The sequence below is a fragment of the Ruegeria sp. AA6 genome (assembly GCF_056542865.1).
The window spans coordinates 42,212-61,779 of the sequence record NZ_JBQGAN010000019.1 but is presented as its reverse complement, the minus strand read 5'-3'; the positions used below and the strand labels follow the sequence as shown (position 1 = coordinate 61,779).

The following is a 19,568-nucleotide window of genomic DNA, read 5'->3' as shown; positions in this document are numbered from 1 at the left end:
AAAAATTACCGGTCCGGGCTTAACTTTATCTTGTCAACAGGTTGCCTCGACCCGCCTTCGGATTAATAGGAACAAGTACAGATTGATGTGCCATCAATCCGCCCGTTATAAGCAATACCGTCAACAAGGCAAAAGGTGCGAACAAATCTGACTCTGTCATACTCTTCGCCAGAGTGACGGCTGAAACACAAAGAAAGAAAGCCGTCCCAACCCGCTCCGACTGGTTTCGGAAAAGCGGAACGCTTGCTACGCACCAGACCACAGTCAGGATGCAAATAGACAACCCGATCAATCCCTGGTGCACCGTTATCTCGAAGTAAGAATTATGGAACGAGAAGGTGGCATATGTTGCCTTGTGGAATTCCTCGTAAATACGACTAGCTTCGGACAACTTGTCATAAGGAGTCCAGAAACCACCAGCTCCGATGCCGAGAAACGGGGTTTCTTCAATCTGCCGGGTCGCATATTGCCATAATACCGTCCGTCCGGTCAGAGTGCCATCCTTGCCAAAAGCTTCGAGAACAGCCTTGATCGGATCTACTGTCTGCGAAGTAAAAAACAATGAGGCTATGGCAAAAATGATACTCAATGATGCAAGGCACGCGACATAGAACCAGGGGCGTTTCAAAATCCCGGATTGTGGCACAACAGCCAGAAGGAATACCATCCCGAAAACTCCAAGCGCCAATAGCACGGCGGTAGCGGAGTCTGCCCTTTGTATTTGATAAACGGCGAGGATCGCCGTAGCGATTGCGAGTAACCTGAGCTTTCTGGAAAAGCCAGAATCCACTAATATGCAAAGCGAAGAGAGCCACAAAATGACCATAGCGGATCCCATCGTATTCTTGCTCGAGAATACGCCTCGAGCAACTGTACCGGTTCCCGCGTAAGGGGCCAGAAAACTCATCACCGCATAATAGCTTGACGTAATCAGAAGCGAGACAAAGATATCCCGCGCAGTAAGGCGCGTCGCAATGAAGTAACAAATCATAATCGTGAGAGTTAGCTGAAGGCCCGACCTCACAATCAATCCAGTCTCATCCCCCCAGAGAGCGGAAAGCATCCACCAGGCAGGAAATACAAACAGGATCGCGCTGCGTGCAATCAGTGGGAAATTCCTGTTGAAGTCCCGCACGAAGGCCCAGGCGAAATATAGCGCCAAGGGGTATAGGATCAGTTCATCATACCGGAACTGTTTGAACGTGACGAAAAACCACAAGGTCACCAGCACATGGTCGCGCCGGTGTTCGAACGCCTCTCGGCTTGAAGAATATGTCGCCGCTGCAGTCATGCCGTCGCACCTGTCCGGTGATTTGCCCTTATATGATCGGCCAGACGCAATGCCATGGCAACCACGGACAAGGTTGGGTTGGCCTGTCCCGAAACCGGAAAAACCGAAGCGGACGCGACAAAGAGGTTTTCGGTTCCATGGACGCGGCAATTGGCATCAACCACACCCTCCTTTGGATCGCCCGACATGCGCGTCAGGCCGATCTGATGATAGCCATCACGGGATTTTCGGATGATGGACTGGGCAAGGGCGTCATCATCCGGCAGGGTCAATTCGGCGGCGTTTGCCGTCTGCAACCTTTGGGCCAACAGCTTATGAGCGTCAATCAGCGCCAAAACGGTGCGCTCTCCATAGCGGAAATCAACCTTCAGCTTGCGCCGTCCGGTCCGGTCTACAGTGTCCGACAGCATGACCCGGCTGTCGTATTCGGGGAAATGCTCGGCATGATAGGCCAGCGCATAAGGTCCCGCGCCCCGGGCCACCAAGCGCTGCGGACGCCGGGCAATTTCCGCGGAAAACCGCTTTGCACCGGATCGCATGGCGTCGATCAGCCCAACCGGGTCGCGCAAAATATTGGCTACATGAGCCCCCGACTGCTCCCGGGCACTTGAACCTTTCAGCAAATGCTTTGCTGAAATCTCGCCCGATCGGTGCCGGGGATCGGACGGGGCAAGATTTTCGACCCAGAACGCAACATTGGATGGTGCATCGCCATTTAGGACAAAGCGCCTGCGATACGGGCTGCTGCCGGCTTGGCTCTGGTATCCAAAGCCACTGCAAACCCCGGGATCGCGAAACGTGATCTCTGCCACCGCTCCGGTCAGATGTCCCATGTAATACCGGCCAAGCGCCCCAGATGACCCCCCGAACGCCTCTGGCCGCGTGGCCTGGTCCAGCAACAGAAGGCGGGTTGTCTCAAGCCCGCCACAGGCCAGAACAACCTGTCGGCAGGGCAGGGTGGCGATTTGCCCCTCGTGCAGGACTTCAAGTTCCCGCACCCGGTTTTTCAGTCCTTCGCTCCAGCGCATGGAGAGGAGTTGCGCCTGTTTCAGCAGATCGACCGGTTCCGCATCCAGCTTCAGTTGTTCCTGCAAAGCATCCGCCTGACCCAGCGCGTTCAGCAACTCGACCCGTTCAACGCTTACGCCCTCGACTGATGGCCATCCGGTTGGTGCGGCTTTTTCGAATTCCGCATCCGAGTCCAAAAATTCGGCGGCCGGCGCGATCCATCGCGCGTAGTCGTCGAATGAAATCGGCCAGGGATGTATGTGCCGTCCGGATTGTGCAGAAAAGTCCTCAGGATCAAACGGTATGCAACGACCACCCCACCCCATGAGTGTCCCGCCCACGGCCTCGCGGTTCGTACGCTGGCGGGGATCGTGAGTGTCACGCGACACAATCTCATCCCGGTCGCTTGCCCCGTCGATCTCGCCGGAATCGAAACCGCCCTGTTCGATGACCAGCACCTTCAGCCCTGAACGCCCCAGTGCCAGCGCCAGGGCAAGCCCGGCCGCACCCGCCCCTATGACGCATGTGTCGTATTCGGTTGACTGAGCTTCGGTAAGGCTGACCTGTGTCATTCCGTTTTCACCTGTTGTGCGGCGCTGCGTTCACGACGGGCAAGCCCGGCCAGTTTTCGCAGGGTGACAATTGGAGAGGCCTGAACCGGCCCCGCACGCATGGCCGTACCCTGATCGCCCTGCAAGGCCCGCAACCGTTCCGGTATTGCCGCGCTTGAATAATGATCGGCCGCGATGTCGCGTATCTCGGAACAGCGGTGGCGGGTGCCTTTGGGATCATTGCGCAGCCCGTTCAGCAGGTCTGACACCTGCGCGGGTGACGCGTATTGCGCCAGCGGCCCAAAGGTTTCACACAGCCTGGGGTCCAGAATGCAAGGCCGCTCCATCAGCATCGCTTCCAGAACGGTGCGCCCAAAAGCTTCGACCCATCGGTCGCTGTGGAAATAGGAAAATACGTCCAGACTATTCAGAAAACGGTCTACCGGTTCACCATTGAACGGAACGATCTCCCACCCGCTCAGATCGACGCCCGCGTTTTTCAGCGCCTGCTCCGGGCATCCCATGACACGCGTTTTCCAACCCGGGTCCGGCGGCACCAGTGAAGCCATCACATCTGGTGCCTGGTCGGGCCATTTCAGAGGATCCTCGCGACTGTGCCGTCCCACCGTTGCAACCGGCTGGTCAAAGACCTGCCGACCGGGCTGCCAGCGGTCCACATCGAAGGCATTTACCCAATCCGCGCTGGTCAGGCGCACAAAGGGCAGAAAGCTGCGCAGATGCTTTCTGATCACCCCCGACACAGGCGCCCACATCGGGCTGATGCCAAAGGCTCGTTTGATCACCCGGGTCGTGGCAACCGGGTCGTATTCCAGCGACCCATCCCCGCGGAATGGTGGGTGATGAGCCACCACAACCGATGTCTTTGCCCGGATTTCGGCGCTCTCGGCCACCCTGTGAAAGAAGGTCAGCGGGTGATGGAAGAAAACGGTATCGGCAACCACCACGCTGCCCGGCTGTATCACTTGAAACCCATCCAGATCTGTAAGGCTTGCCACGGTCGCATTGGGTTTGTGCCCGGCACCTTCAAAAAAACCCGACGTGACGGGCAGCAACCCGACCGTCGCCCCGGCCGCATGAAACGCCTTTGCGTCGGCCAGCATCGCGGTGGCAGTCCCGCCCGAGAACCGCGGGTCGTAGACAAGCACGATATCCGCGTGCAGGATACTCATCCGCGAAACCCGGGCCAGATCGTCGAAAGGTCGCGGTCCAGCAGATCAGACAGACCCGCATTCCTGTCGGACAGGTGATGCGTCAGATAGGTCTCTGTTTCCGTGCGCATGGCAGGTGGTTTTTCCGCTTTCAGCAGGATCGGGTTGATGCGCCTGAACCAGTTGTCATGTAACTTATGGCGTATTTTTTCCGACAGCCCCGTCTCTTGCCCCATGTGATTGCGATAGCGTCCGGCGACAATCCGGCCTCCGATCCGGTTCAGCCATTGCTGACCCTTGGGCACGGTCGGATAGTAGGTTCGGTTGAACCAGGTCTGCACCGCCTCCACCTCCATCTCGGGCGCGCCGATATGGGTGGTGATACGGTCCAGGAAAGCCTGCTTGTCGGTCAGAAAATCCTCGAACATGGCGACATGCACGGCGTCACGCCCGAACACATCGAAATATCCGGCAATATGGGGCGCGTAAGTGGACCCCAGAATGATCGAACTGTGCCGGCTCAGGGCCTGTTCGAAGTTGCAGCTCAGCCGCCCGCTACAGATCAGATGCCAATATTGCGAATAGGCACGTTTGACCGGGTCGCGCAGCAGAAAAATCAGACGCACATCGGGCAAAAGCTCTTTGATGCGCCGCGCCGCCACTGCCGAAAAAAGATAGGTGGTGGAATCTTCTCCGATCAGCAGCTTGTCCTGAAACCCGGCAAACCGGGATGCATACCAGTCAAGGTTCGCTGTATGTTCGGGGCGCGTATCAAACCATTTCAGATCCGGCCCCCGTGCGTTCAGGAAATCCGGATGTGTAATTGGGTCATCCGCGTCAAAATAATGGATTTCGTTGTCCGGTATGCCGATCTGCGGGTTTTGCCCAAGGATGAAATGAAGGGAAGTCGTGCCGCATTTGGGGGCGCCGCCGATAATGAAATCAGGTAATCTTGTCAAAGTCCTGAGCTCTTTGGTCATCTGAGTATCTCAATAAAAATATACTGCGGCAAACGCGGCTAAAGAATAGACCGCGTCCGGTGGGGAATCCAGATTGCGGACCCAGCCTGTGCAAGAACGCTGGCGACATGCCGCACGGGTCATCTCTTTTTACCTTCTCAAAGCCTGCATTTAGGCGGTCGGGTCACAGGCGTGCGCTCAAACAGAAGGCACTCCGGCGGCCTGCAGAAGTTTTGTTGTTGTTTCCGATCCTTCAACAAACGTGCTTTTGGGCAAGGATAGCAACTTATTTTGCAACTTCAGCAAAGGCGAACGATCCTCAAGCAATTTGGCAACTTCAGCCTCCAGGGCTCGGTCCACCGGCTGATCCAGCAGAATCCCGCTGCCATGCTCATGCAACCAGCGCGCAGTCTCGGTCCCCGCAGGGGCCAGCGATGGCGTCGCGAAATACCCTCCCTCGTAGATCCGGTTGGGCAGCAGCCAAACGGAATTGGCCCCGGCTTCGTACCAGTCCCCGGCCCAGACCAGGTCAACCGCGCCATACAGAGCCGCAAGATCCCCAGGGGCGGAATACCGTCCGCCGAACGAGACATTTTTGTAGGGCCTGATCTCATCTTCGAAATTTGTGAACACACCGGGCGCAGGATAGCCGCGCAGGTTGATCGTGACATTATCGGGAAAGCGGCGCGCCAAACCCAGCAGCAGATCCAGCGAGCGTCGGCAACGCAGATTGCCGAACCACCCGATCCGCAGCGGCCCATCGGGCGTATACTCGATCAATTCGGGGCGCGGCGGGAAATCATCCCCTTCGATCATGAGGTTTTCCAGCAGGAACGCCCGATACGCCCCCGGATAGTGCACCGCGAAATGTTCGGTTTCGAAGCGCGGCGACGAAATCACCACAAGTGTACAATGCTTCAGCAGGCTTTTCTCAAACCGCCGCAGCGCCTGGGCAAGCGCCGTTTGACCCGTCAGCTTGTGGTGGACATCCAGACATTCGTAAATCAGGGGCGTACTCAGACCCAGCTTGCTGCGAGCGCGCACCGCCATTGCCAGCATATCCAGGTTGCGGGCATAGATGGCATCACATGTCTCCAGCAACCTACGTTCCCGACCCGCAATTGAAGCGCCGCGGAAAATCGACATGATCCTTTGCCCATAGGCGTTGTCGCGGGTTTCGCCCAAATCAACAACCGGCCAGTCCGTGGTTTGTTTGGCGCCCCGGTGCGGCATGAAACCGACAACCTCGTGCCCCGCACTTTGGAAAGCTTTGGCCCGCCGGCGGATGGCAGGTTCATTCGAGTTATGGCCGAAAAAAGCGATCTTGGACATGTCAGTTCAGGGTCTTTCGCTGACTGCGGAATGTTCTTCGGTCTTTTGTCTGCCCTGCAGCAGCCGCAACAGAAAGCCCAGCCCCCACGCCAGATGCATTGTTGCAAGCGCAAGGCTGGCTGCCAGACCGCAGAGGGATCGATGGCGCAGGGCAACCTGCACGCCGATGCCCGAAATGACGAGGCCATAAAACAGAGGCCAGAGCAGAAACAGCCGGGTCACCGGCAAGGCCAGCACGCTCAGCACAACAAGGCCCGTGTGAATGGCGGGTATGAGCTGCCTTGGACCCGGCCGGACCTTGTGTTTCAGGCAGGTCTGGGCCCGCCCGGTGCCATAGTTCCAGTACTGCTTCCACAGGCGCCTGGTCGACCGCCTTGGGAAATAGCCAATGCGCAGATCGGCATTCAGCCAAATCTTTCCACCCCCGCGGGTCAGTCGCAAATCATATTCGGCGTCCTCATTGGCAATGAACCCCACATCATAGCCGCCCAGGGCGCGAAAACTGGACAGACGAAAGGCAGCATGATGCCCATGGTCGTAATAGCCCGATGCAGTACCGCCGCGATGGGGTGACCCTCCGGCCCCCAGCTTGCTGTCCGCCACCCAGACAAGTCCACGCTGAAAGCATCCCCCGCTGTCGGCAATAGCGTCCATCGGCACCACGACCGAATCCACCTCTTTTTCAACAAGACATTGGGCAAGGCCACTGACATATCCGGCGGGGTAGGCCGCATGCGCATCGCATCTGATGGCAATGTCGAACCCGCCGAATTCCGGCTGCAGCAAAAGATTCATCGCCGCCGCCTGCGTTTTGCCGGGGTTGTGGATCAGACGCAGATTGTCAAAGCGGTCCGTCAGTTTTGAAACGATCGCACATGTGTCGTCGTCACTGCCACCATCGGCCACGATGATCGGACAGCGCGATGCGACCGGGTCGCCCTGTATGAGATCGCACAGGACGTTTTCAATCTGGGCCGCCTCGTTCAGGGTGGGGATCAGAACGACAACACGGGCCGGGTCGATGCTGTGCGATGTATCGGTCACCAGTTGTATGCCTCATCCTCAAGACGATCCAGTTCGGACACATCCCCAACCTCAGACGACGGCCGCGGGCGCGATCCGGCACGGGCACAAAAAACTGCGATGCGGGCAAACTGCGCGAACTCGCGCCCAGCCAGAGCCTCGCGCGCGCGCCAGGCAGAGCCGCGCCCCAGGGCGTTGACGATCGTTTTGCCCGTCGCCCCCCTTTGCGCCAGTGCCAGCAGTTGTTCGCGCACTGGGGAAAGGTAGGCCTGCCTGCTGCCGTGCTTTCCGGCCAGGGCCCGAATAACGATGTCGATCTCGGTCGCGGACAACCCTTTGGACGGCTCGATCTCCGCCGCTGTTTCAAAATCTTCAATTGCGGCGCCCCAATCACAGCGACGCGCGTACACGCATCCGCGTTGCAGATAACCTGCGCGCAGCGCCAGATCCTGCGACCCCGCGCGGAACAGAGCGGCATAGAACGTTATCGGCAACCGATCTCGCAAACCCGCAAAGATGTCTCTGTCGCTCTCCAGCCAGACGGCGTCCGACCGGGCCGCGGAATGCTGCTGCGCTGCAGGGCCACGCGCCCCGTCGTGCTTGCGCTGAAAGAACAGAACGTCATTGATCATTTCGATCGGATACCGGGTGCCCAGTCGGACAAACATCTCATAGTCAATGGATCGGCTAAGATCCTCGCGAAATGGGCCTATTGTTTCGTAACAAGACCGCCTGACCAGACACGCATTCTGGAAAAAAAATATGTCTTCAAGCAAGTGCCGAATGACACTGCCGGAGGAAAGATCGGGCCAGTAACCGGTCCCGAAAAAGGTCTTTTCCGCGGCGTGGTTCTCTACTGTAAACCGGGCATGTGCACCGGCTGCAATACTGACATCGCTGGTGTCCAGAACATGCGCCAGCTTTTCGGCAGCGTCCGGGCAGGCGATATCGTCGTCGTCGCATATCCATATATAATCGCCGCGAACTTCTTTCATCGCAGCATTCAACGCCGCGGATTTCCCCTGATTTTCGGCTCTGAAATATTGAAGAGATCCGGTTTTATCCGCCTCCATCGCCTTGCGCGCGACGTCCGGCGTTTCGTCGGTAGAACCGTCGTCCCAAATGACGATCTGACTGAGGGGCCTGGTCTGATTTAACAGCGCATCGATGGCTTCACCCAGAAACCTGCTTCTGCTGAAGGTCGGAATAATCGCCGAAATAGAACCTTGCAATGAAACGTTCCTTAAGTGAAATTTTGGCGGGCAGCCCAAAACAGAGAAACATGGGACATTTTCATATGTCTAGCGCTATGTGGCCGGGCAAGCCTCTGTTTGTTACTGTGATATTGCCGCGCCGTGCGGAAGGAACAAAATTATGCTTCGACTGCTTGTATTTTGCCTCGCAACCCTGATCGGTTCATCCTTGGGATATGCTCAATCGGAGGGAACATACCGCCTTTCCCCCGGAGATAAGATCAACCTGCGTGTGGTCGCCTGGAACGAGGATGAGCGCGATTACGTAATCTGGCAGGCAGTCAGCGGCGAATATCTGGTTCAGAACGAGGGGCGGATAATGGTGCCGCTTGCAGGTCGCATTCAGGCGGCGGGGCATACACCCGAGGAACTTGCCGACAATGTTGCAGACGCACTGAAGACGCAGATCCGCAGCAACAGCCTGCCATCAACAGCCGTCGAGGTGGTGGAATACGGCGCCTTTTTCATCATGGGAGCGGTCGCCAACCCTGGTGCTTATCCGGCACGCCCCGGGTTGACGGCGATACAGGCGTTTGCACTGGCAGGCGGCCAGCGGCGCCTGGGTGAACTGAGTGTAGACACTTTGGGAATTCTGCGCGATTCCGGCTCGCTGGAACAGATTCAGGCAGAGCTGTTGCGCGCCAAAATCACCGCAATCCGACTAAGAGCCGAGATTGAAGACCGGAGCGAATTGCATTTTCCCGAAGACTTGTCCCAACCGGACGGCCCAGCAGACCTGAGCGTTATGCTGGAAGAAGAAAGCAGGATTTTTACCGCACGCAAGACCGCACTGGAACGGGAACAAGCCTCTTTGACAGAACTCATCTCGTTGCTCTCCACTGAAATCAAATCCCTTAAGCAGAAGATCGAGAGCCACAAAGAGCAACTGGACCTGGCGGAAGAGCAGATGCGGAATACACAATCCCTTGTCGATAAGGGGTTGGCCAGAACACCTCAGCTGACACAAGCAAAACGGGCGGTCTTCGATCTTGAAACACAATCACTTGATCTGCAGAACAGCTTCTTCCGGGCCAGCCAAAGCATCCAGGAAGCCAAGCGCGACATCCTTACATTGATCGCAAATCGCACAACACAAGCCGCCGTAGAACTGCAGGCGATAAACGCGCGGATCGAATTGCTGAACAGCCGCCAGGACACCGCACGCAGGCTGCTGCTGGAGCGAGGCTCGGTCGGGTTTGAAGATGAAACCCGGCAATATGACACCATCTTCAGTCTGCAACGCGGTCGCGGAGATGGGCGCAAGGTCTTTCAGGGACCCGACACAATCGTTGTGCCCGGTGACGTTATCATGGTCGAACGGGTGCTGATCGATGCGGGCAAAGCCCCTCCCGGCTAAGTCGGCGCGGCAATCAGTCTACGGACTTCAGATAATCCAGAAGCTCGTCATTTTTCATCCGCACTTGCAGGCTGGACATCACTGCCTGCGGGTTTTCCTTTGTGCAGTCCTGATCGGAAATCATCGAGATCAGCGTTGATATGAACTCCTCGGGTGTGGACACCGCCGTAACAAGCCCCTCCAACGTGTCGCCATAGGCTTCGAGTGTTTGTTTGAACGTAAGAACCCGCATCCCGAGTTCCAGATATGTCCCGATCTTGATACTTATCCCGCTGGTCACCAGCATCGGCGCGATGCCGATCACATTCCCATTCCCCAATTCGCGCAGGTCTTCGATGAAGCCGAAACATCGCACGCCTTCGGGCTTGCCCCTGACCCAGTCCGAGATTTCGCCAACAATCCACAGCTCACAGTCCACCTCGGCCCGGACGCGCGGCCAGATCTCGGTCAGGATCAGATCCAGCGCGGCCCGGTTGCCGCCATGACTGACGCCAATAAACACGACGCGGGGCGTCGTGTCGGCATTGCCGGTGTTTTCAGTGATAACCGGACGCATCCAGATATGGTTGATTTGCGGCAGCATCTGTTGCAACTGACCCGCCTCAATCTGCGAGGCATGAATGCACAGATCAACCTGTTCCAGACGCCCGCATTCCTGTTCAAGGGTGATCGGAATGTGGTCTGGTGATTTGCCCGCCTGCTGAAACGACTGGGCGCGGCTGGAAAACAGGTCATGGAGCAGGACCGCCCGTTTTTTCGCCTCGCAACCACCAAGCAAGGGCGCAAGCGACGAATACTCGGCAACAACCACATCGCCGGGTACCTTGTTTGCCGCATCCTGAACCGCGTGCGCTTCTGACGGTTTCAGCGTTTTGCTCAGATCGCTGGGATAGGGTTTGCGAGTTCCGCCAAACCAGCGGGACGGCAGAGAAACCACGTAATAAGCCGCGCGGTGCAGGGCCTTTATCCAGACAGCAAGACGGGCTGAAAAGTAGACGCCCCCGACCTGAAACGTTCCGGGCCATTCGACCGTGATCCCGCGCTCGGCCAGAATCTGATCGGGCCTGCAGAATGGAATGCGACCGAAGCTGGTCACCGGGGCAAGCACGATCCGTATATCGTATCCCGCATCTGCCAGGCAGGTGCACAGACACATCAGATGCACACCGCTGCCTGACTGAAGGTTGTTTATCCGGCGATGCATCAGAATCGTTACACGCCGAGGCCTGCGCTGAGATTTCGAATTGCCTTCAGGAAGAAGCAAGATCCCGGTCACCTTAATGATGTATCATTTGCGAACCCGTCGGGACCCGACTGATCCAAATCTAATTTTGTTTTATCGTTGTAATCAATAAAGATATTCAGAATTGAGATTAGCTTGCTGACTTCAGGCCAAGTTTCTTGCCCGCGCTCTCGGCCAATTGGCGTGCCACTCTGGGCAAGACCGCTGGATGTTGGCCCGCAAGCCGCATCACATCACCCAGATGCATTGACTTCAGCGCCTGCATGATCCGCTCCGATTCCATCATTTCCCGCAAGCTGGTTTCACGAGCGCAAAACAAGGCAGCCGCCTCGGCGCTGATATTGTTTCTGTGTCTTTTAACAAATGCGTGGTCTGCCTTGATCAGAGCCTCAAAGTGATCTGGATTGATCCGATAGGACACCGAGCCTCGTCGAACCGTATAGAGGTAATCAGCCTCAGGCCAAATACACACCTTCGCCCCATTCGCCAGAGCCTCGAAGATCAGATGGCAATCTTCACCGTTGCGCAACGTGGGATCGTATCGCAGCCCTGTCCGCTCAAGAAAGGAACGGCGGATGAGCGGTTTGAGATATCCCAGACTTCTGGAGCGGCGGGACACCAGGTTGTCTGCGACATAGTCTTCCAGAGTAATGGGTTTCGCTGGATCAATAACTTCCAGCGGCACGAATGGTACACCGTCAAGCGGGCGACCGTCGCCATCGACCCTGAGGAAATTGCCCAGAACAATATCCGCCCCGACCTGTTCCGCCATCCCAATCATTCCGGTCAGCCTGTCCGGCAGCATCGTATCGTCTGAATCCAACACACAAGCCCAGGGCCCCTGGGCCAAATCCAACGCCGCATTCCGCGCCGCGGCAGGCCCTCCGTTTTCTTTCAGACGATGAACGATGATCTCTTCCCGATCCGGGAGATGAGCCGTGATATCATCATCGGATGCGTCATCTGCGACAACGATCCGGACGGATACCGATCGCTGTGCCAAAGCGCTATCAAGTGATCTTTTAATCGTTCCGGCAGCGTTCCACGCCGCTATTATTACCGTTGCATCGGTCATATGGCTCAACTACGATTTGGACGATTTCAATACTTTATATAGCGGGTTCGAATGATACACAGTTTGTGCCCTGCCGATGCAGGGTATGCAACATTTTATGGTGTCTCATTGCGTTCGGCCCATTTCCGTTTCTGCAAGGCCGCGCAAGACCGGCCTGCCATGCCCCCTGAAACCACACTGGTAGCTTAACCGTGAAGGGGCCCGGGAAACACGTCCAGATCGCCGTGATCATCCCGGCCTGGAAGGCGCAATCAACACTTCGCAGGGCAGTCAGTTCCGTTTTGACACAGGAGCAGGTGACGCTCGAGGTGCTGATCGTCGATGATGCATCCCCGGACGGGACGCTGGACTGCGCCAGGGTTCTGGCCGCGCAAGATGATCGTGTGCGGGTTTTGGCCCAACCCGAAAACCAAGGACCCGCCGCGGCCCGCAATCTGGCTTTGAACAACGCCTCAGCCCAATATGTGACCCCGCTGGACTCGGATGATTTCATGGAGCCGGGACGCCTTGCCCGGCTTCTACACATCGCAGGGCAGGGCGCGTGGGATTTTGTGGCCGATGATCTCTTCAAAGTGCCGGAAACCGATGTCGAAGGGCCGCGCACCCGGCTGTGGTCGGAGGATGAGATTGGCATCCAGCCTCTCGACTTTTCCACCTTCGTGCGCGGGAACCTGTCCAGTCAGCGGGGCGGGCGCAGAGAGTTGGGATTTCTCAAACCCCTGATCTCCACGGCATTCCTTGATCGGACGGGCCTGCGCTATGACGCCGATATGCGTCTGGGCGAAGACTACATGCTTTACGCGTCAGCGCTGACGCGCGGCGCACGCTTTTGCCTGACCGACCCGGCAGGGTATATCGCCGTGACGCGTCCAACCTCGCTGAGCGGGCAACATTCCACGCGCGATCTTGGAGCGATGGTCCGGGCAGATCAGAGACTGATGGACATCACCGGGCTATCTCAGGCAGAACAAGCTGTCCTTAAGGACCATTACATCGAAACACTGAAGACATGGCATTGGCTGCGTATGATCGACGCCGTCAAGGCACGCGACCTGGCAGAGGCGATACGCTGTTTCCGCGCGCCGCCGGCCGTAATCGGTGATTTGCTCGGCAAACTGGGAGAGCAGGCTCTCATTCGCGGGTCAGCGAAACTGCCGTTCCGAGCGGCGGGCGCGGCTGGCATGAAGGGGACGGACAGGAAAGGCGGAAGCCCGTGACGGTAACCAAGATTCGATGGGGTATTTTCGGGTCCGGGGGCATCGCCCGACGGTTCGCCCGGGATATGCAGTTCAGCCAGACCGGCACGCTTGCTGCGGTGGCATCACGGAATCCGGACAATGCACAGCATTTCGCAAACCTGTTCCCCGGCACCCGGGTTTTTGATGATTACAGCGACCTGGCCACTTCTGACGTGGTCGATGCCATTTATGTCGCCACCCCCAACGCCCTGCATAAGCAACACAGCCTGATCGCGATCAACGCGGGAAAAGCGGTGCTGTGCGAGAAACCCTTTGCCTGTAATGCAGCCGAGGCGCGCGCGGTCATCGAAGCCGCAGCTGCAGCCAATGTGTTCTGTATGGAGGCCATGTGGACCCGCTTCCTGCCGATCATGGCTGACCTGCGCCGACGCATCGCCTCGGGCGAATTGGGAGAGGCGGTTCACCTAGAAGCAACCCTGGGATTTGCCCGCACGGAAACCCCCGGCGATCCGATCACCGACCCATCACTGGGCGGCGGAGCCCTTCATGACCTGGGCTGTTACGGGGTGTCGATTGCAGAATTCCTGTTGGGGCCATTTCAGCTTGAGGGCGGAACAGTCGCAAGGTCTGAAACAGGGGCATCCAGAACCGCAGCATTTGTATTGCGCCATTCCAACACGGCAGTGTCGTCGATCAGTGTCAGCCACGCCACGCAGATGGGCAACACGCTTGTCTTGTCCGGGTCAAAATCCCGGGTTGTGCTGGACGCGCCCTTTATTCAGGCCCGGTATGGCGCCCGGTACCCGGTCAATTTCTCAGCCGCCGGAACAGCGCCTGAGACGCTGAAATCGCGTCTTTCCAACTCGCTGTATGGGCAAAAGCTGAAACGCGCGGTACGGACGGTTTTGCCGGGTTACAAGAAAATTTCGGCGCCGTTTCCTGGCAGCGGCCTGCAATTCCAAATAGACGAAGTCGGCACATGCCTCCATAATGGCAAAACAATCAGTGAGATCATGCCTCCAGCAACCACGATATCCGTATTGGAGGTTCTGGAGAAACTGAATGGATCATGCGCCTCGGTTCCCTGATGACGACTGCGCCATATCAGTTGGCCTACTACTGCTTTCAACACAGTTTTGCCATTCTCCTCCATTTGGAACACAGTTTTGCCAATGTTCGGGCGACAATATGCCATTTTGGCCGTTTATCCACAGGCTGAATGGGTCGTTGCATGCAATGACCGGCGGGATCTCGGGCGCGGTAAATTCCGTGTCATGACTCGGGATCTGAATATGTCGGGTACTTGTGTTTCGTCGGCCAAGCAAAGAGTGCGGATAGGCGGAATATGGAACGGCATCGATCAGTTTCACGCAGAAATTTGCCGATCTTTGTATCGTCGTTTGCGCGCTATGGTTCTTATGATTTTGGCCCGTTACGCCAGAATTACAGGCCTGGAGCGACACACTCACCCGCTTCGGCATCACAACAACACCGAATGCAGGACGGCTAAGGCCGTTCTCGCTTTGTGCGTCGGCCTTCTGGCCGGGCTTTCGGTATGCGAGGCGACTGGATCAGTTATGGACGACATGAATCTTACTATGGGGATGGAAGATCATTCCGGGCACGAAACAGGCGGGGCCGAACAGGATCTGATCGGATCCGGCAGCACCACTCTCGCCGAGGCGATCACATCGCAGCAGGAAATCCTGTCACATGCGACCCACTCTGCGCATACAGACGATTCCGTGAAACAGGGCGAGCATCTCAACTTGCTGAATCTGTTTCCGGACGCCAGCGACCCGAACACAGCCGTCGCAATCAATGGCGGGTCATGGTTCGAAGGGTCAACCTGGGCAAGCGGCACAGTACCCGGAGCGGGTGCGGATGTATATATTCCGCAAGGAATCTCAGTTGTTTACGATGGGGTAAGCACCGCCGAACTGGGCACTGTAGGTGTAGACGGGGGATTGCACTTTGCCGTCGATACAGACACACGGCTCGAGGTCGATTCCCTGCTGACCGGCGCGTCCTCCACTCTGACGATCGGCGTTCAGGAAAACCCTGTGCATCCGGATGTGTCCGCCGAGATCGTGATTAATGATAGTCCAATCGATCTTGCCGAGGATCCCACCCAACTAGGCCACGGTGTCGTCACGCATGGCGCGGTTGAAATTCACGGGGCTGCGAAAGCCCCCTACCTCAAGCTGGCGGTGGAACCTCTGGCAGGTGATACTACGCTGACCCTCGAAGGGGATGTCGGCAGCTGGCAGGTTGGTGACAGCCTTGTGGTCATGGGTACTCAGTATGTTGGCAATGATTCCGACGGTATCCTGCAAACACAAGACGAAGAGGTCACAATTGTTGCGATTGACGCCGAAACCGGCGTCGTCACCATTGATCGGGCGCTCCAGTATGATCACACGACCCCGGATTATGTTGGTCGTGACGGAATCGACAACGAACTGTCCGTCTATGTCGGCAACTCTACGCGCAATGTGACGATCTCGTCCGAGAACCCCGAAGGGGTGCGTGGTCATGTGATGTTCATGCACAACGCAGATGTCGAAGTGCGCTATGCGGAATTCCACGAACTGGGTCGGACTGACAAGTCGATACCAATCAACACCAACGAGCTTTGGGACGAAAACGATTGGTCAAATCGCGGCCCTGGCATCAAGAACGGGCCCGGCGAAGAAGTTATCGGCACCGCACGCAACCCCGGCGACGAAAACCCCGAAGGCCGCTATGCGCTTCATATCCATCGCACGGGTTCGGAAGCAGATTCGCAACTCGCGATTATCGAGGGCAACTCGGTCACCGGCAGCCCCGGCTGGGGCATTGTCCACCATGATAGCCACGCGGCCATCGACTATAACTTCGTGTATGGTGTCGCAGGTGCGGGCATCGTTTCGGAAGATGGGAATGAAACCGGCCAGTGGATCGGCAATTTCGTCACCTCTACAGTCGGCACTGGGCGAGACCCGGATTATAATGGCGATGCCAATGTCCTGACCTTGGAGAAAACCGGCGATTTTGGCATTGAGGGCGTCGCATACGAAAGTCAGGCCCGACAGATCCTTCAGCAGGATAACATCGCTGCAAACTCCAAGACCGCCTGGATGTTCAACACGTCCGAGACCAGCACCCAAGGCCCGACCGTGGATGTTATTCAGTTCGATCCTTCGGGCGATCCGTTCAAAGAAAAGGAACGCTTTGACGAAGAAGATACATCCATCATCGGATTTTCCGGCAACGAGATCATCGCGACCGAACAAGGCATCTTCACCGGTCATCGAAATATCGATAACGCAACCGACATTCAGCAAACATTTTCAGATCTGACAGCATACAACGTCCATACTGAGGCCGTTCACATCTTTAACTACACAAATGAATATGTGTTTAAAGACGTGCTGTTCGTTAATGTCGGACGAGCATTCAAAGTCGGAGACAAGGTCGAAGGCATCAACCTGTCGAATGTCCATGTCGAAGACTCATTCGAGCTTTTCAACGCACGTGGCTATAATGCTGACGGTGTCTATATTGACGTCACGACCCGGGATGTTGAACGCGGGATTACAGCACGCGATATGAATGGGAATCTGGTCAGCTTCGACAACCAGATCATTGACAGCGCCGATTTGACGCCAGTGGATCAAATCACCTTCCGGGCGGACTCGGACGCTAAGATGACAATACGCGCGGGCGGATCCGACCTGGATATCCGTGGCACCCTAACCGACAGCGCTGGTGAGTTCAGATTCCATGCGAACACCTGGTATCGTCAAGATGTACATACGTTCGACGGATTACAAACGACCATCCAGTCGCGTGATATTGAGTATATACTCGAAAAATATGGAGCGATCGAAAACAGCGATGGCAGCTGGGATCTGGCCTTCTACTGGTGGACCGGAGACCGGTTGACCGGCGAGAACCAGGCCGTGTTCATCCCGCTGCAACTTGAAGGGTTCGAAGATTCATATCTTGAACAATACAAAATCGATGGTTTCACACCTCCGTCGAACGAGATCCTGCCTTACTATGCGGACGGGATTCAGACCTTTGATCAGGACTTTTCCAGCGGGACGGACCATTCCGGTCACGGAACAGACGGCAGCGACGACGGTGGCACCGATCATGGCACCGGTGGAACAGACGGCAGCGGTGACGGTCACACCGATCATGGTACCGATGGAACAGACGGCAGCGGCGACGGTGGCACCGATCATGGCACCGGTGGAACAGACGGCAGCGGTGACGGTCACACCGATCATGGTACCGATGGAACAGACGGCAGCGGCGACGGTGGAACCAATCTGTACGAGTTTTCTGGAGACCAAGCATTCAACGGCCAGACTAGCGATGTCCTGAACCTGGCTCCGGAAGCGATCGGAGCCGCCTCTGACGTTGATATCGCGTTTTCATTTAATGCCTCGAATCTGTCGGGCACCCAAGGCCTGCTGTCGCGCGATGCCAGCGGGTTCACAGGGACTGGTCAGCATTTGAGTATATATCTGGAGAATGAGGAACTCGTCTTCCGCTTCCAGAACGGCGAAGCCTCCTATTTCGTCAGGTTGCCGGGGATCAAAGCCGGGCAAAATTATGATGTCGAACTGTCAATAGGTTCTGATGGGGTTGTAGCTTCCGTTGACGGTGAGATCATCGGACAAAATCCCGAGTTCGCCATGACCTGGAACGACAACCCCGAATATCTACAGATCGGTGCGCTTGGTTGGCGAGCTGATACTGGCGCGCCCGACTTTGAGGATGTCTTCAACGGCACGATTTCGGATCTGACAATCACCGATGGCAGCGGCGACGGCCACACCGACCACGATACCGGCGGAACCGATGGTAGCGACGATGGTCAAACCGACCACGATACCGGCGGAACCGACGGCGGCAGCGATGGCTCGATGCAGGGAACTGACGGAAACGATACTCTGAACGGCGGCACCGGCGACGACTCGGTCACAGGCTCAGGTGGCGACGACAACATCGACGGCGACACCGGCAATGACGAGCTCTGGGGCGGCGATGGCAGCGACATTATTTATGGCGATGACGGCGACGACAAGATCGGTGGCGGCAGGCAGAACGACCGCCTGAGCGGTGGCGGCGGCGACGACACCATTTTCGGCGGTGGCGGCAACGACGTGATCAGCGGCGGCGCCCAGAATGACAAGCTGGGCGGTGGTCGCGGCAACGACACCATTTTTGGCGGTACCGGCGACGATCAGCTCTTTGGCAAAAACGGCGATGACGAACTCTGGGGCGGCGATGGCAACGACTGGCTGGATGGCGGCAACGGCAATGACATCCTTCGCGGAGGGGCCGGTTCGGATATCCTGGTATTCTCGAAAGGCGCAGATCAGGTGTTTGGCTTTGATTCAAATGACCAGATCGATCTCTCGGGCGTGGCCGAGCTCAACGACTTTGACGACGTGCTGGAGCATCTGTCCGGCACTGAGGATGCGGTGATCGACGACGGGCGTGGCAACACCATGACGTTGATCGGCGTCAGGGCCGAAGAGCTGGAGACAAGCGACTTCATTTTCTAAGTTGTCTTCACAGCAGGCCGGTCCAGCTTCCAGTGATCGGCCTGCTCTGAAATCCCGAACTGGTGTTCGGAGCAGACCGTAATCGCGCTCAGCACCATTTGCATCCGCAACACACAAATCTGCCATGCACTAAAACCATCATCTCGATGGATCACAGACCAACGATGCACTAACAATCAACTTGATCCAGTCAGATGAGGCTACTCAGGACCCAACCGCATATCCATGCCGCCTCCCACATAATCAGTAGGTTATCGACGTCAGGTAGGTACTCGCTGGCAGTTGGTGTGCAGAGTCTAAGCCATGTCCGGACGGTAATGAGGATAGGGGAGAAGCTCAAACCGCAACACATGGGGTCCTTTGACCTTAAACTGAAATTCGGCTTCCTCTCCCCATTACTCCGTCTAATAGAAACCAATTTCTGTATTCTGGTAACCAATATGTTCCGTGGAAAGTAATGGGAAACCGGAGCCTAGTAATCAATTTTTTAATGTCACGGTTGACCTGAAGCCTAACTTGTTCCCAGCAACATCTGCAAGCTCTC

At 56.8% G+C, this 19,568-nt stretch carries 13 protein-coding genes; 4 read left to right on the top strand and 9 right to left on the bottom strand.

All coding sequences use genetic code 11. From position 1 onward, the window contains the following. Window positions 1-25 precede the first annotated feature (25 nt). The 7 genes from ACR0LN_RS18440 to ACR0LN_RS18410 form a co-directional block, all read right to left on the bottom strand. The gene (locus ACR0LN_RS18440) at window positions 26-1,291 is read right to left on the bottom strand and encodes an O-antigen ligase family protein (RefSeq protein WP_480431726.1); all 1,266 of its coding nucleotides are present in this window, start codon (window positions 1,289-1,291) and stop codon (window positions 26-28) included. Beyond that, the gene (locus ACR0LN_RS18435; RefSeq protein WP_480431725.1) at window positions 1,288-2,871 is read right to left on the bottom strand and encodes a GMC oxidoreductase; all 1,584 of its coding nucleotides are present in this window, start codon (window positions 2,869-2,871) and stop codon (window positions 1,288-1,290) included. The genes ACR0LN_RS18440 and ACR0LN_RS18435 overlap by 4 nt, the downstream gene beginning before the upstream one ends. Further along, window positions 2,868-4,040 (bottom strand): glycosyltransferase family protein, encoded by a 1,173-nt coding sequence (locus tag ACR0LN_RS18430; protein WP_480431722.1) that lies wholly within the window; start codon window positions 4,038-4,040, stop codon window positions 2,868-2,870. The genes ACR0LN_RS18435 and ACR0LN_RS18430 overlap by 4 nt, the downstream gene beginning before the upstream one ends. After that, complete coding sequence (locus ACR0LN_RS18425; protein ID WP_480431721.1) at window positions 4,037-4,999, bottom strand: sulfotransferase family protein; 963 nt, start codon at window positions 4,997-4,999, stop codon at window positions 4,037-4,039. Before ACR0LN_RS18425 ends, ACR0LN_RS18430 begins: the two co-directional genes overlap by 4 nt. A 177-nt stretch (window positions 5,000-5,176) precedes the next feature. Next, a complete protein-coding gene (locus tag ACR0LN_RS18420; protein ID WP_480431720.1) occupies window positions 5,177-6,310 on the bottom strand; it encodes a glycosyltransferase family protein in 1,134 nt (377 codons plus the stop codon). A 6-nt stretch (window positions 6,311-6,316) separates the two neighbouring features. Then, entirely contained in the window at window positions 6,317-7,354 is a 1,038-nt protein-coding gene (locus ACR0LN_RS18415; RefSeq protein ID WP_480431718.1) for a glycosyltransferase family 2 protein, read from the bottom strand. Then, window positions 7,351-8,565: a glycosyltransferase family 2 protein gene (locus ACR0LN_RS18410; RefSeq protein ID WP_480431716.1), complete on the bottom strand. Its 1,215-nt coding sequence runs from the start codon at window positions 8,563-8,565 to the stop codon at window positions 7,351-7,353. Before ACR0LN_RS18410 ends, ACR0LN_RS18415 begins: the two co-directional genes overlap by 4 nt. A 142-nt stretch (window positions 8,566-8,707) precedes the next feature. On the opposite strand from ACR0LN_RS18410, the gene ACR0LN_RS18405 reads away from it, so the two are divergent. Then, window positions 8,708-9,943, top strand: coding sequence for a polysaccharide biosynthesis/export family protein (locus ACR0LN_RS18405; protein ID WP_480431714.1), 1,236 nt, complete (start codon window positions 8,708-8,710; stop codon window positions 9,941-9,943). A 13-nt stretch (window positions 9,944-9,956) separates the two neighbouring features. Here the strand turns inward: ACR0LN_RS18405 and ACR0LN_RS18400 are convergent, their stop codons facing one another. Continuing rightward, window positions 9,957-11,207, bottom strand: coding sequence for a glycosyltransferase family 4 protein (locus tag ACR0LN_RS18400; RefSeq protein ID WP_480431712.1), 1,251 nt, complete (start codon window positions 11,205-11,207; stop codon window positions 9,957-9,959). A gap of 109 nt (window positions 11,208-11,316) precedes the next feature. Continuing rightward, window positions 11,317-12,261 (bottom strand): glycosyltransferase family 2 protein, encoded by a 945-nt coding sequence (locus tag ACR0LN_RS18395; RefSeq protein ID WP_480431711.1) that lies wholly within the window; start codon window positions 12,259-12,261, stop codon window positions 11,317-11,319. A gap of 191 nt (window positions 12,262-12,452) precedes the next feature. Between ACR0LN_RS18395 and ACR0LN_RS18390 the strand changes: the two genes are divergently transcribed. The 3 genes from ACR0LN_RS18390 (at window position 12,453) to ACR0LN_RS18380 (ending at window position 19,024) form a co-directional block, all read left to right on the top strand. Next, window positions 12,453-13,478, top strand: a complete 1,026-nt coding sequence (locus ACR0LN_RS18390) for a glycosyltransferase family 2 protein (RefSeq protein WP_480431710.1) — start codon at window positions 12,453-12,455, stop codon at window positions 13,476-13,478. Continuing rightward, on the top strand, window positions 13,475-14,548 hold the full coding sequence (locus ACR0LN_RS18385; RefSeq protein ID WP_480431708.1) for a Gfo/Idh/MocA family protein: 1,074 nt from the start codon (window positions 13,475-13,477) through the stop codon (window positions 14,546-14,548). The genes ACR0LN_RS18390 and ACR0LN_RS18385 overlap by 4 nt, the downstream gene beginning before the upstream one ends. A 489-nt stretch (window positions 14,549-15,037) precedes the next feature. Then, on the top strand, window positions 15,038-19,024 hold the full coding sequence (locus ACR0LN_RS18380; RefSeq protein ID WP_480431707.1) for a G8 domain-containing protein: 3,987 nt from the start codon (window positions 15,038-15,040) through the stop codon (window positions 19,022-19,024). Window positions 19,025-19,568 lie beyond the last annotated feature (544 nt).

Coding starts and splice junctions, on each gene's coding strand:
- ACR0LN_RS18420 (WP_480431720.1), bottom strand. CDS start 6,310: ATGTCCAAGATCGCTTTTTTCGGCCATAACTCGAATGAACCTGCCATC.
- ACR0LN_RS18430 (WP_480431722.1), bottom strand. CDS start 4,040: ATGAGTATCCTGCACGCGGATATCGTGCTTGTCTACGACCCGCGGTTC.
- ACR0LN_RS18425 (WP_480431721.1), bottom strand. CDS start 4,999: ATGACCAAAGAGCTCAGGACTTTGACAAGATTACCTGATTTCATTATC.
- ACR0LN_RS18395 (WP_480431711.1), bottom strand. CDS start 12,261: ATGACCGATGCAACGGTAATAATAGCGGCGTGGAACGCTGCCGGAACG.
- ACR0LN_RS18440 (WP_480431726.1), bottom strand. CDS start 1,291: ATGACTGCAGCGGCGACATATTCTTCAAGCCGAGAGGCGTTCGAACAC.
- ACR0LN_RS18405 (WP_480431714.1), top strand. CDS start 8,708: ATGCTTCGACTGCTTGTATTTTGCCTCGCAACCCTGATCGGTTCATCC.
- ACR0LN_RS18435 (WP_480431725.1), bottom strand. CDS start 2,871: ATGACACAGGTCAGCCTTACCGAAGCTCAGTCAACCGAATACGACACA.
- ACR0LN_RS18380 (WP_480431707.1), top strand. CDS start 15,038: ATGGACGACATGAATCTTACTATGGGGATGGAAGATCATTCCGGGCAC.